The organism is Tsukamurella conjunctivitidis (genome assembly GCF_007858475.1).
In the GTDB taxonomy this organism is placed as follows: Bacteria; Actinomycetota; Actinomycetes; order Mycobacteriales; family Mycobacteriaceae; genus Tsukamurella; species Tsukamurella conjunctivitidis.
On record NZ_VIGX01000018.1, the window covers coordinates 13999 to 26874 of the forward strand.

Annotated in this window: 10 protein-coding genes; 4 read left to right on the forward strand and 6 right to left on the reverse strand. The window is 71.7% G+C overall.

Annotation, left to right across the window (positions count from 1 at the left end; genetic code table 11):
• Nucleotides 1–250: 250 nt before the first annotated feature.
• The 3 genes from FK530_RS20390 to FK530_RS20400 are packed head-to-tail and all read right to left on the reverse strand — an operon-like array spanning nt 251 to nt 4938.
• Nucleotides 251–1657, reverse strand: coding sequence for a phytoene desaturase family protein (locus tag FK530_RS20390; RefSeq protein ID WP_146488810.1), 1407 nt, complete (start codon nt 1655–1657; stop codon nt 251–253).
• The gene (locus FK530_RS20395; RefSeq protein WP_146488811.1) at nt 1654–3438 is read right to left on the reverse strand and encodes a DUF3556 domain-containing protein; all 1785 of its coding nucleotides are present in this window, start codon (nt 3436–3438) and stop codon (nt 1654–1656) included. The genes FK530_RS20390 and FK530_RS20395 overlap by 4 nt, the downstream gene beginning before the upstream one ends.
• Before the next feature lie 27 nt (nt 3439–3465).
• Nucleotides 3466–4938, reverse strand: a complete 1473-nt coding sequence (locus tag FK530_RS20400) for a class I adenylate-forming enzyme family protein (protein ID WP_146488812.1) — start codon at nt 4936–4938, stop codon at nt 3466–3468.
• A 148-nt stretch (nt 4939–5086) separates the two neighbouring features.
• Here FK530_RS20400 and FK530_RS20405 point away from each other — a divergent pair, with 148 nt between their 5' ends.
• The 3 genes from FK530_RS20405 to FK530_RS20415 are packed head-to-tail and all read left to right on the forward strand — an operon-like array spanning nt 5087 to nt 8990.
• Nucleotides 5087–6349, forward strand: a complete 1263-nt coding sequence (locus tag FK530_RS20405; RefSeq protein WP_146488813.1) for an RsbRD N-terminal domain-containing protein — start codon at nt 5087–5089, stop codon at nt 6347–6349.
• A 38-nt stretch (nt 6350–6387) separates the two neighbouring features.
• A complete protein-coding gene (gene serA / locus FK530_RS20410; RefSeq protein ID WP_146488814.1) occupies nt 6388–7974 on the forward strand; it encodes a phosphoglycerate dehydrogenase in 1587 nt (528 codons plus the stop codon).
• Nucleotides 7971–8990, forward strand: coding sequence for a 3-isopropylmalate dehydrogenase (locus FK530_RS20415; protein WP_146488815.1), 1020 nt, complete (start codon nt 7971–7973; stop codon nt 8988–8990). Before serA ends, FK530_RS20415 begins: the two co-directional genes overlap by 4 nt.
• An 82-nt stretch (nt 8991–9072) precedes the next feature.
• On the opposite strand, the gene FK530_RS20420 is transcribed toward FK530_RS20415, so the two are convergent.
• Nucleotides 9073–10293: an MFS transporter gene (locus FK530_RS20420; RefSeq protein ID WP_146488816.1), complete on the reverse strand. Its 1221-nt coding sequence runs from the start codon at nt 10291–10293 to the stop codon at nt 9073–9075.
• A 90-nt stretch (nt 10294–10383) separates the two neighbouring features.
• Here FK530_RS20420 and FK530_RS20425 point away from each other — a divergent pair, with 90 nt between their 5' ends.
• Nucleotides 10384–11157 (forward strand): fumarylacetoacetate hydrolase family protein, encoded by a 774-nt coding sequence (locus tag FK530_RS20425; RefSeq protein WP_146430709.1) that lies wholly within the window; start codon nt 10384–10386, stop codon nt 11155–11157.
• A 1-nt stretch (nt 11158) separates the two neighbouring features.
• On the opposite strand, the gene FK530_RS20430 is transcribed toward FK530_RS20425, so the two are convergent.
• Nucleotides 11159–12484: a carboxylesterase family protein gene (locus tag FK530_RS20430; RefSeq protein WP_146488860.1), complete on the reverse strand. Its 1326-nt coding sequence runs from the start codon at nt 12482–12484 to the stop codon at nt 11159–11161.
• 13 nt (nt 12485–12497) lie between these two features.
• Complete coding sequence (locus FK530_RS20435) at nt 12498–12863, reverse strand: universal stress protein (RefSeq protein ID WP_146488817.1); 366 nt, start codon at nt 12861–12863, stop codon at nt 12498–12500.
• Between the last annotated feature and the right edge of the window lie 13 nt (nt 12864–12876).

Consider the following 12876-nt stretch of genomic DNA (forward strand, 5'->3'; position numbering starts at 1 on the left):
CGCCCAGGGGGAGGACAGTGGACTTCCCGGACCGGCCTGGGACGGACGCGCGCTGAGGTTGCCACCGCACCTGTGGCCGCGAACGCTGCCACTGACGAGGCGCTGCCGTTCGTGGGCCACTGCGTGTGGTGTCGGACGGGCAGTACGCGTCACCGATCAGAGCAGGGGCTTCCAGCGGGTCGATGAGGGTGAGTCCGACAGCGTGGCTTACCTCTCCGAGGTGTTCACCGCTGCAGGTTCCTGAGCCGGCCTACAGCTTCGCAAGTGCCCGGGTGGCGGCGTGGTGGCCGCACATGCCGTGGGCGGCGGGCCCGGGCGGTGTCGCGGCGGAGCAGATGTACATGCCGGGGACACCGAGGTCGTACGGCTGCAGGGTGATCCGCGGGCCGAAGACGAGTTGCAGCGGGTCCTTGGAGCCGGTGTTGATGTCCCCGCCGACGAAGTTGGCGTTGTAGCGGGACATCTCGGTGGTGGAGCAGACCGCCGTGCCCACGATGCGGTCGCGAAACCCGGGGGCGAAGCGTTCGATCTGGGCGACGATCGCCTCGGTGGCGTCGCCGGCGTAGCCGCTCGGCACGTGGGCGTAGGACCAGACGGGGTGCACGTCGCCGACGCTCCGCGAGGGGTCGGCGAGGTACTGCTGCCCGACGAGCACGAAGGGCCGCTCGGGCATTCGCCCCGCCGCGATGGCCCGCTCGGTCGTGGCGATCTCCGCGAACTCGCCGCCCAGGTGGACGGTGCTCGACCGCCGCGCGTCGGGGTTGGTCCAGGGCACGCCGTCCTGGACGGCGAAGTCCACCTTGAACGCGCCGGGCCCGTACCGGAAGCGCGCGAAGGCGCGCCGCACCCGGGCCGGTAGGCGGTCGCCGAGGACCGACGCGACCTGGCGCGGGTCCAGATCGAAGAGCGTGACATCGGCGGCGGGCAGATTCGCCGCGGTCACCCGCACGCCGGTCTCCACCCGGCCGCCCAGGCCCTCGAACTCGGCGAGCAGTGCCGCGGCGATCGCCCCCGAACCACCCTCGGCCACCTGCCAGCCGAAGGCGTGGCCGGCCGTGAGCATGCCCTTCCCGATCGCCGAACTCATCGGCTCGTGCAGCGGGCGGAAGGCGTGCGCCGCGACGCCACCCCAGAGCCCGCGCGCCTGCGGCGTGCGGAAGGCCCGCGCCAGCGCCGCGGCGGGCAGGGGAGTGGGCGCACCGAAGCCGGCCAGCGCCACCGGGTGCCGCGGCACGCGCAGCAGCGGCCCCAGCATCGACGGTCCGATCTTGTCGAAGTTCCGCACGGGCCGGCCGAACAGGGCGCGCCAGGCGGCCCCGTCGGGCCCGAGACCCGCGGCGGTGTCGGCGACGCCGCGGTGCAGCACCCCCGCCGTGCCGTCGTCGAGCGGGTGCACGCACTCGAGTTCCGCGGAGCGCCAGCGCAGCCCGTGGCCCGCGAGATCGACCGTCGCGAGGAAGGGGGAGCCGACGGCCATGGGATGGATCGCCGCGCAGTGGTCGTGGATCAGGCCGGGAACGATCCCCTCGAAGGAGCGCAGGCCGCCGCCGACGGTGTCGCCCGCCTCCAGCAACGTCGTCTCGACGCCCGCGCGGGCCAGGGTGATCGCGGCGGCGAGCCCGTTGGGCCCGCCGCCGACGACGGTGCCGGTGGTCATGCCCGCGAGCCTAGCCCGAGACCGAGCGGGAAGCGGTCGTGGTCCGCTGACCAGGTGATCTCGCACGCGACGGGGCCGTCGGGCAGCCAGGGCTGGGTCGTCACGCACTCCGTGACGCTCCACCGGCCGCGCGCCACCACGCCGAGCGCGGCGTCGATGATCTGGAAGTCCTGCGAGAACCGCGTGATCGGCTGCGATTCCGCCCACACCACGATCAGCTCGCCGGGCTCGAAGCCGGCCTGCTCCTGGACCGCCGCGATCAGGCTCGCGTCGTGCAGGTGGCCGTCGCCGAAGTTGAAGCCGATCATGGTGTTGCACACCAGCTCGCCCTCGCGCAGGGTGCGGCCCTCCACGTCGGGCACGTGGCTCAGCAGGGTGGAGAACAGGCCGCGGCCGTTGCTGTGCAGGGCCCGCCAGCCGAGCCCCATGTTCATGAGCGTCTCGGCCCACTCCCGCGAGACACCGGTGGCCACGAACTGGTCGACGGTGTTCGTCGTCCGGCGCTGCACCCGGTTCAGCTTCTCCTCGGCCCCCGGTGCGAAGGCCCACATCCCCGTCGCCCAGTTGCCGGCGTACTGGCGCAGCGAGGGCAGGAAGGAGACCTTGTCGGGACGGATGTTGCCCAGCACGGGGAACGCGAGGAGCGCGGCCAGCACGACGAGGATCAGCCACGCCGGCGACATGTCGAGCACCGAATAGCCGTCCTGCGCGGGGAATCCGACGAACAGGAACAACGCGGTGTACGCGAACAGGAGGTTCCACTCCAACGGAACGGCCAGCGGGAAGGTGGAGATGATGAACAGGTGGTAGCAGACCATGAAGACGGCGCAGACCACGGTCAGGGTGCGGTTCATCGAGAACAACAGGATGAGCGGCGCGACGATCTCGACGAAGGTGCCCAGTCCCTCCGCCATGAACCGGGCCAGCTTCGACGGCAGCAGGTCGTGCGGGGCGTTGCGGTAGTGGGCGCGGCGCAGGCCCTTGAAGGGCATGCAGGGGGAGTTGGAGACCATCACGGGGATCACGTTGATGAAGTGCTTGCCGATTTTCGACATCCCGGCGCCGACCCAGACCACCACGATCAGCAGTTTCAGCCCGACGATCATCGTCGCGAAGGACAGCAGCGGCAGCAGGCCGAACATGATCAACGCGGGCATGTACTGCTCGCCGCGGGCGGCGAGGAAGATCGTCTTGTCCCGCAGGCCGACCAGTACCAGCAGCGCGACCGGAGCGATCATCAGCCAGGGAGCGACGAGCTCGTACGGCGATGAATCGGTGACGATCACGCCGGGAAGAGCGATACCGAGCACCAGCGAGGCGAGCAGGAGGCAGTAGAGGCCGACGTCCAGCGCGGTACGTCGGGTGCCGGCGGTACCGGGGACCCAGGTGTACGGGCGCAGCCGGATGGTCCCGGTGCGGGCCCAGAACCGGATGCCTCCGGTCATGGGCTTGATCTTGAAGGTGAGAGGTCCCCACGCGCCGGCCACGCCGACGGCCTCGAGCAGGGTGGTCCACAGCACCAGCTTCTGGTAGACGATGGGTTGGTTCCACCAGGTGGACACCTCCCAGAAGTGCAGGCCCGAGGTGGCGGTGGCGAGGAGCACGCCGCCGAAGGCGTAGAGCACCAGCAGCTTCACGACGTAGATGACGAACGCGACCTTCTGCGTGCCGAAGCCGTGATCCACCCAGCGCTGGGTGGCGAAGCGCAGCCGGTCCTGGAGCGGGCGGGTGATGAACTCCGCCGGATCGACCTCGGGGAGGTCGGGTTTCATGAATCCCATGAGAGAAGTCCTTAGGGTGGAGGCGGATCAGGCAGTGGTGGGGGCGGCGTCGAGGCGGCGCAGGGCGGGCTTGTCGATCTTTCCGACGGGGTTCTTCGGCAGCGCGCCGAGCACCGTGATCGCCACGGGCTGCTTGTACTTCGCGAGCTGCTCCCTGGCGTGCGCCGCGATCGTGTCGACGTCGAGCTGCATGCCGGGAGCGGCGGAGACGTAGAGCACGGGCAGTTCGCCGTACTTCGCGTCCGGGCGGCCGATCACTGCGGCCTCGGCGACGCCGGTCACGCCGTACACCGCGGTCTCGATCTCCTTGGGGTAGATGTTCTCCCCGCCGCGGATGATCATGTCCTTCGCGCGATCCACGAGCCGGAGGTAGCCGTCCTGGTCGAGGACGCCCACGTCGCCGGTGCGCAGCCAGCCGTCGACGACCGTCTTCGCCGTCTCCTCGGGGCGGTTCAGATAGCCGCGCATGATGTTCGGGCCCGCGAGCAGCACTTCGCCCGCCTCGCCGACGGGGAGCTCCGCGCCGGCGCCGTCGACGATCTTCAGTCGCTGGCCGGGGAGCGGGAGGCCGACGGTGCCGACCTTCTTCACGCCGTGCAGCGGGTTGACGGTGGCGGCGCAGGTGCACTCGGATAGGCCGTAGCCCTCGATCAGCGGGAAACCGTAGCGGGCTTCGAAGCCCTCCAGCAGTTCCCGGCTCGCGGGCGCCGCGCCGCACACACCGAAGCGTACCTTCGACAGGTCCGGCCGCACCTCGGGCGGGAGGCCCGCCAGCATCGTGTAGATCGTGGGCACCGCGGAGAAGTACGTCGCGCCGGTCTCCTCGAGGACTCCGAAGAAGGTGCGCGGGTCGAACCGGCCGGCGATGGTCACCCGGCCGCCCCCGCGCAGCGGGTTGAGCGTCGACACCACGATGGCGTTGACGTGGAACAGGGGCAGGATCAGCAGGCTGTGGTCATCGGCGTCGAAGTCGAAGGCCGCCGAGGACATCTCGCTCATCGCCACCAGGTTCGCGTGGTCGAGCATCACGCCCTTCGGGCGCCCCGTGGTGCCCGAGGTGTAGATCAGCAGCGCGAGGTCCGACGGTGCCGCGACCGGCTCCGCTCCGTCCGGGGTGTGGTCGAGCAGCGTGCCCGCGGCGATCACGGCGACCCCGGCCGGCGCGTCCGCGTCGGCGACCAGCACCGCCGCGCCCGCGTCCTGCACCTGGTACTCGACCTCCGGCTGCGCGAGGTACGGGTTGATCGGGGTCGCGGCCGCGCCCAGGCGCCAGGCCGCGAACAGGGTGACCACGAGCAACGCGGTGTTCGGCAGCTTCACCGCGACCACGTCGCCGGGACCCACGCCCGCCGCGCGGAGGGCCGCGGCGGCGCTGCGCACCGCACCGTCGAAGGCGGCGTTGTCCAGGTCGATCGCATCGTCGGCGATCGCGGGTGCGTGCGGGGCCGCGGCGGCGCGCACCCCGGGGAGGTGGGCGAAGGTGGTGAAATCGAAGGTCACGGTGGCTCCTAGTCCGGTGGGTGCATCCACGGTAGGCCGGACGTGATGGCGATCACATCGTCCACCGGCGACGATAGGTGGCGCAGAATTCGTCCTGGGAGGACGAATTCGTGCGTGATGGGGGCGTCGGTCGAGCTAGGATTTGGCGATGGACCCCGACGCGCCGCGGCGGCTGATCGCCCGGGTGCTCAGTGCCGCGCCCCGGCGCGCGGTGTCCGACGCCATGACGGAGCGGATCGCAACGGACCTACCCGACCTGCGGGCGGACGACGCCATCTTCGGCGCACTCGCCGCGAGCGTCGAGGCCAACGTCGAGAACGTCACCCACGCCGTCGTCCTCGACGTCCCCGTGGAGCGCATCGAGGTTCCGCTCGCCGCGCTCGAGTACCCGCGCCGCGTCGCGCAGCGCGGCATGGCGGCGACCTCGCTCGTGCGCGCCTACTACCTCGGCCAGCAGACGATCATCGCCCTCATCGGCGATGCCCTGGACGCGGATCCCGACGCGGGCCAGGACCTCCGCGAGGCGGCGATGCGCTGGCTGGTGGGGTGGTCCTTCGACTACAACGACGTCGTCACGCGGCGCGTGCTCGACGAGTACGAGACCGAACGGGCGGCGTGGGTGGACGCCCGCAGTGGCGCCCGGACGGTCCGCGTCCTCGAGGTGCTCGACGGGGAGGTGCCGAGCGTGGCCGCCGCGTCCGCGAGCATCCGGTACCCGTTGCGCGCGACCCACATCGGGGTGGTCGTCTGGTACCCCGAGGGCGTCGACGAGGTCGAGCGGATCGAGCGCTTCCTCCGGGACCTCGGCGCCGCGGCCGGCGCCGTCGCACCGCCGCTCACGGTCGCGGTCGACCGGCTCACCGCGTGGGCGTGGCTCCCGGTCGCCGACGGGGATGCGGCGACCGCCGCCGCCCGGGAGTTCGTCGCCGCCGACGCGGATGCGCCGCGGGTGGTGCTCGGACCGCCGCGGGTCGGCCTCGACGGCTTCCGCGCGACGAACCGCGCGGCGCGGGACGTACGCCGGGTCGCCGACGCGACGGACGCGCGGCTGCTCGTCGCGACGGATCCGGGCGTCGGCCTGGCGGCCCTCGTCGCGCAGGACGTCGGCGCGGCGCGGGCGTGGGCCGACGGGGTGCTCGGGGCCCTGACCGGCGACACCGCCGCCGACGAGCGGTTGCGGAGCACCCTGGAGGTCTTCCTGCGCACGGGCGGCAGCTTCAAGGCGACGGCCGAGCAGCAGCTCATGCACGCCAACTCGGTGAAGTACCGGGTGCGGCGCGCGGCGGAGCGCCGGGGCAGGGAGATCGGCGACGACCGGCTCGACGTGGAGGTGGCGCTCGCGGTGCGCCGGATCTTCGGCCCGCACGCTCCCGGCAACCCGGCGCGGAAGGCGCCCGACGCTGGTCACTAAGCTGACGGTGCAACCGGCACCGTGAATGAGGAGCGCAAGTGACCCGTCCCGTGGTATTGATCGCCGACAAGCTGGCACCGTCGACAGTGGAGGCGCTCGGTGACGACGTCGAGGTGAAGTGGGTCGACGGCCCCGACCGCCCCGCCCTGCTCGCCGCGGTCCCCGAGGCCGATGCGCTGCTCGTGCGCTCCGCGACCACCGTCGACGCCGAGGTCCTCGCGGCCGCCACCAAGCTCAAGATCGTCGCCCGCGCGGGCGTCGGCCTGGACAACGTGGACGTGCCCGCCGCCACCGAGCGCGGCGTCCTCGTGGTCAACGCGCCCACGTCGAACATCCACACCGCCGCCGAGCACGCCGTCGCGCTGATGCTCGCGACCGCGCGCCAGATCCCCGCCGCGGACAAGACCCTGCGCGAGCACACCTGGAAGCGCAGCGCGTTCAACGGCGTCGAGATCCTCGGCAAGACCGTGGGCGTCGTCGGCATGGGCCGGATCGGTCAGCTCGTCGCGCAGCGGCTCGCCGCCTTCGAGACGAAGATCGTCGCCTACGACCCCTACGTGAGCCCGGCCCGCGCCGCCCAGCTCGGCATCGAGCTGCTCTCGCTCGACGAGCTCGTCGAGCGCGCCGACCTGATCACGGTGCACCTGCCCAAGACCCCGGAGACCAAGGGCCTCATCGGTCGCGAACTCCTGGCGAAGGCCAAGAAGGGCGTCATCATCGTCAACGCCGCCCGCGGCGGCCTCGTCGACGAGCAGGCGCTCGCCGACGCGATCACCTCCGGCCACGTCTTCGGTGCCGGCCTCGACGTCTTCGAGACCGAGCCCTGCACCGACAGCCCGCTCTTCGAGCTGCCGCAGGTCGTCGTGACCCCTCACCTGGGTGCCTCGACCTCGGAGGCCCAGGACCGCGCCGGCACCGACGTCGCCAGGAGCGTGCGCCTGGCCCTGGCCGGCGAGTTCGTGCCGGACGCCGTCAACGTCAAGGGTGGCGCCGTCGACGAGGAGGTCGCGCCCTGGCTCGAGCTCACCCGCAAGCTCGGCGTGCTGCTGGGCGGACTGCCCGGCCAGCTGCCCGAGAAGATCGGCGTCACCGTCCGCGGCGAGCTGGCCAGCGAGAACGTCGACATCCTGCAGCTCTCGGCGCTGCGGGGCCTGTTCTCCGCCGTCATCGAGGACGCGGTCACCTTCGTCAACGCCCCCGCCCTGGCGGAGGAGCGCGGCGTCACCGTCGAGCTGGAGAAGGTCTCGGAGAGCCCCAACCACCGCAGCCTCGTGGACGTGCGCGCCGTGTACGGCGACGGCACCGTCCAGAACGTCGCGGGCACCCTGTCGGGCCTGAGCCGCGTCGAGAAGGTCACCAACATCAACGGCCGCAACTTCGACCTGCGCGCCGAGGGCCTGAACCTGTTCATCGCCTACGGCGACCAGCCGGGTTCGCTCGGCAAGATCGGCACGCTGCTCGGCGACGCCGGCATCGACATCCAGGCCGCGGCGCTGAGCCAGGACGCCGAGGGCTCCGGCGCGACGGTGCTGCTGCGTGTCAGCCAGGCCGTCCCGGCGCAGGTGCAGCAGGCGATCGCGGACGCGGTCGCCGCCACCACCATCGCTCAGGTGGACCTGTCGTGAAGCTCGCGGTGATCGGCGGGGACGGCATCGGCCCCGAGGTGACGGACGAGGCGCTCAAGGTGCTGCGCGCGGTGGTCGGCGAGATCGAGACCACCGACTACGACCTGGGCGCGCGGCGCTACGAGCGCAACGGCGAGTTGCTCACCGACGAGGACCTGGCGTCGCTGCGCGAGCACGACGCGATCCTGCTCGGCGCCATCGGCGATCCGCGGAAGGTACCGCCGGGCGTGCTCGAGCGGGGTCTGCTGCTGAAGATGCGGTTCGCACTGGATCACCATGTGAACCTGCGCCCGTCGAAGCTCTTCCCGGGTGTCGAGTCGCCCCTGAAGAATCCGGGTGAGATCGACTTCGTCGTGGTCCGCGAGGGCACCGAGGGCGCGTACACCGGCAACGGCGGCGCGATCCGCGTGGGCACCCCGCAGGAGGTCGCCAACGAGACCTCGGTCAACACTCGGTTCGGCGCGGAGCGCGTGGTGCGCTTCGCCTTCCGGCTGGCGCAGTCCCGCCGGAAGAAGCTGACACTGGTGCACAAGACCAACGTGCTCGTCTTCGGCGGCTCGCTGTGGCAGCGCACCGTCGACGAGGTGGCCGCCGAGTTCCCCGATGTCGCAGTGGATTACAGCCACATCGACGCGGCTACGATCTACCTCGTGACCGACCCGTCGCGGTTCGACGTCATCGTGACCGACAACCTCTTCGGTGACATCCTCACCGACGAGGCCGGTGCGATCTCGGGTGGCATCGGTCTCGCCGCGTCGGGCAACATCGACGCGACGGGCACGAACCCCTCGATGTTCGAGCCCGTGCACGGCAGCGCGCCCGACATCGTCGGCCAGGGCGTCGCGGATCCGACCGCGGCGATCCTGTCCGCTGCGATGCTGCTGCGCCACCTCGGCAACGAGGAGGGCGCCGCACGGATCGAGGCGGCCGTGACGGCCGACCTCGCCGCCCGCGGCGACGCCCCCATCCGCACCACCGAGGTCGGCGACCGCATCGCCGCCGCCCTCAGCGCGTAGCTCTCCGCCGGCACCTACGCTCCGACTCGACAGCGTTAGCCGCGGACGTTTCCCAGGAAGCGCTCCGGCTAACGCTGTCGCGTCATTTCCGGGGCGACGACGGTGCCGCCTCCTGCGGTTCGGGCGCCTGCGCGTCGGAGGGGACCAGCGGGTAGGCGATGAGCGGCGCCAGCGCGACGATGGCGAACGCGGCGCCGAAGCTCGTCGCGTGGATCAGCGCGCCGAGGATCGGCCCCGCGGCGGTCGTGGCGACGAACTGTCCGGTGTTCTGGATCCCGAGCGCGCGGCCGCTGTAGAACGGTCCCGCCTTCTCGGCGATCGCGGTGAAGGCCAGACCGTTGTCGGCGACGGTGACCATCGAGGCCACCAGGAACACGACCACCGCGACGGGAGAGCCGATCGCCGTCAGCGCGCCGAGCCCGCCCATCGCCGCCGCGGCGGCCAGCGCGATCCATTTGATCGGTGCCGTCCGCGAGCCCAGCCGGTCCGACCAGGCGCCCGCCGCGATCCGCCCGAGGGCGCCGAGGAGTTGGCTCGCGGAGACCAGGAGACCCGCGGTGGCCGGCGCCCAGTGCAGTCCGACGATCAGCCACGTGATGCCCCAGGTCCAGATCGCGCCCTGCGGCAGGACGAGAAGCAGTGAGACGGCGTGGATGCGGGCGAGGAAGGTGTCCTCGCGGTACGGGTTCGCCCGGGCCCCGGTCGCGGCGGATCCCGACGCGGGGCGCGGCGGGTCGACGATGAACGCCCACACCAGGAGTAGCGAGATCGCCGCGACGGCCAGCGGCACGGTCATCGCGACGGTGAGGCCCGCGCGATTCGCAAGGAGGGGCATGGTCAGGGACAGCAGGGCGATACCCAGTGGCTGGGAGGTCTGGCGGATCCCCATCGCGGTGCCGCGGCTGGACGCGGGGAACCAGCCGACCACGATCCGGCCGCTGGCACCGTTCCCGCTCGCCGCCATCGCGGAGGCGAAGAACAGGCACGCGGCGGCGACCGTCAGGGGCGCGCGGGTGGCGAAGGCGACGACGGTGCCCGCCAGCCCGACGGTGGCGCCGGCCATGCTGATCAGCAGCACCCGCCGCTCGCCGTAGCGGTCGATGAGCGCGCCCCACAGGATCGTCGTGAGGAGCAGGCCCGCCGGGGCCGCAGCAGCGAAGAGCCCCGCGCGCTGCACGGAGAGCCCGTCGCGGATGAGCTGCGGGATGAGGAACGCGGTGCAGTTCACGGCGGCGGTCGTGGTGATCGCGGCGGTCATGGACACCACCAGGATCCACCATCGGCGGGCGGCTGACATCTCCATATCGAATCCCAATCAGTGGAACGCTATGACTACATTGTGGGATGAAGCCTAGCTGATCGAAGTATTCCCGTCGAACGGTAGGCTCGACCTATGCGCCTTGCACGAATCGCCAGTAGTGACGGGGTCGCGTTCGCGGCCATCGAGGGTGACCCGGAGGATGGTGCCCGGGCCCGCGAGATCTCCGAGCATCCCTTCGGAACTCCCGAGTTCACCGGCCGCAGCTGGGCACTCGACGACGTGCGACTGCTCGCCCCGATCCTCGCCAGCAAGGTGGTCTGCATCGGCAAGAACTACGCGGCGCACGCCGCGGAGATGGGCGGCGAGGCGCCGAAGGATCCGGTGATCTTCATCAAGCCCAACACCTCGATCATCGGCCCTCTCGCGCCGATCAAGCTGCCCCGCAGCTCGCAGCAGGTGGACTACGAGGGCGAGCTCGCGATCGTGATCGGTCAGCCCTGCCGCGACGTGCCGGCCGCCAAGGCCAAGGACGTGATCCTCGGCTACACCGTCGCCAACGATGTCACCGCGCGCGATCAGCAGCGCCACGACGGGCAGTGGACCCGGGGCAAGGGCTATGACACCTTCTGCCCGCTGGGGCCCTGGATCGAGACCGAGTTCGACCCGTCGGACGCGCGGATCTACACCGAGCTCGACGGCGTGATCAAGCAGGACTCGCGGACCTCGCTGATGATCCACTCGGTCGGGGACATCGTCGAGTGGATCTCGTCGGTCATGACGTTGCTTCCCGGTGACGTGATCCTCACCGGCACCCCCGAGGGCGTCGGGCCCTTCACCGCCGGGCAGCACGTCGCCGTCACCGTCGAGGGCATCGGCACGCTGACCAGCCTCGCCGAGGACCGCTGACTCAGGCGCGGTCGAGCACGCGGACGGTCGCCGGATCGCCCGGGCGATAGGCGGTCCAGCCGCCGTCGGCCGGACTCCCGGTCGCGACGAACCCCGCGACGGCGCGGCAGAGTCGGCGTGCGAGCTCGCGGTCCCGGTCGTCGACGGGGCCGAGCATCGGGGCGTTCGCGTAAGCGCCGAGCGCGTCGAAGACGAAGGGGAGTTCGGCGCAGTGCGTCGCGCCGAGCCGCTTCGGGTCGTCGCCGGGTGAGCGGTCGAACCGGTAGGCGTACACCGCGTTCCCCGCCGAGGAGTGCCGGTCGGCGATCTCCCGTGAATCCGCGGCGAACACGGCCTCACCCCGCGCGCGCTCGCGCGCCGGATCGCGCCGGTCGATCCGGGGATCGGAGGCGACGAAGGCGGTCATCTCGTCGCGGACGGTCCCGATCATGAGCGGCTTCCCCTGCAGCGCGGGAAGTCCCTCCCGCCAGGGCACTTCGGTCCCGAAGCCGCCGAGCACGGGATACATGGGCGGCGCGAGGTCCTCCGGCACCGCTGTCTCGGCCGCCAGCGCGGCGTACGCGGCGAGAAGCCGCGCGGCGGGCAGCGCTCGGAGCGCCGTGGGCTCGTCGACGCCGGCGAGGCCGAGGAAGCGCTCGGCGCGGGCGGTCGCCTCATCGAGGTCCTGCGGGGCCAGCCCGAACGGGCCGCTCTGCGCCAGCACCCGGTGCACCAGCGGTGCCGTCGTGGGGGAGAGCGCCAGGTGCAGCGCCGAGTACGCCCCGGCGGACTGTCCGCCCACCGTGATCCGCGTCGGGTCACCACCGAAGGCCGCGATGTTCCGGCTTACCCAATCCAACGCGCTCGCCTGATCGCGGAGGCCGAGGTTGTCCGCGTCCGGAAGCGGGACGTACAGGAAGCCGAGCGGCCCCAGGCGGTAGTTCGCCGTGACCACCACGATCCCGCCCGCCGCCGCGAGCCGCGCACCGTCGTACCAGTCCCAACCGCCCGAGCCGCTCGTGAAGCCGCCCCCGTGGAACCAGAGCAGGACGGGGAGGCCGCTCGCGTCGGCGGGTGCCCAGACGTTCACGGTGAGGCAGCCGTCCTCGTCCCAGTCGGGCGTGCGCCGGCCCATCACGGCCTCCAGTCGCGACGGTCCCTGCGGCGCGGCCGGGCCCGCGGTGGAGGCGTCCCGTTCTCCCGTCCATGACGGTGCCCGAACGGGCGCCGCGAACCGCAGCGGGCCGACGGGGGAGGCGGCGTAGGGGACGCCGCGGTAGGCGGCCACGCCGTCGGCGACGACGCCGCGGACCGCGCCCGCGTCGGTGCGGACGATCGCAGAGGGCATCACGCCCTCGAGGCTAGGCCTCGGTTCCATCGTCCTTCACGGCGAGGACGGGGATCGGGGAATTGAGGATCAGCCGCTGGCTGACGCTGCCGAGCACCGCCTTGCTCACGAGCGACCGGCGGCGGACGGCGATCACCAGCCTCGTCGCGCCGCGCTCGTCGATCTCGTCCAGGACCGCGTCCACGGGGTCGCGGTCCCCGCGCCCCGTCCGCTCGACGACCGTGATCGGCACGTCGCCGGCGAAGCCCGAGACATCGAGTTTCGCGATGCCGAGGTTGACCGCGACGAGGTCGGTACCGAGATTTTTCGCCTCTGCGACACCCGCGCGGAGGGCGACGGGGCCCTCGGTGGTCCCGGGGACCGCGACGATGATGGTCATGTTGCTCCTCGTG

Coding starts and splice junctions, on each gene's coding strand:
- FK530_RS20390 (WP_146488810.1), bottom strand. CDS start 1,657: ATGACCACCGGCACCGTCGTCGGCGGCGGGCCCAACGGGCTCGCCGCC.
- FK530_RS20395 (WP_146488811.1), bottom strand. CDS start 3,438: ATGGGATTCATGAAACCCGACCTCCCCGAGGTCGATCCGGCGGAGTTC.
- FK530_RS20405 (WP_146488813.1), top strand. CDS start 5,087: ATGGACCCCGACGCGCCGCGGCGGCTGATCGCCCGGGTGCTCAGTGCC.
- FK530_RS20420 (WP_146488816.1), bottom strand. CDS start 10,293: ATGGAGATGTCAGCCGCCCGCCGATGGTGGATCCTGGTGGTGTCCATG.
- FK530_RS20425 (WP_146430709.1), top strand. CDS start 10,384: ATGCGCCTTGCACGAATCGCCAGTAGTGACGGGGTCGCGTTCGCGGCC.
- FK530_RS20430 (WP_146488860.1), bottom strand. CDS start 12,484: ATGCCCTCTGCGATCGTCCGCACCGACGCGGGCGCGGTCCGCGGCGTC.
- FK530_RS20435 (WP_146488817.1), bottom strand. CDS start 12,863: ATGACCATCATCGTCGCGGTCCCCGGGACCACCGAGGGCCCCGTCGCC.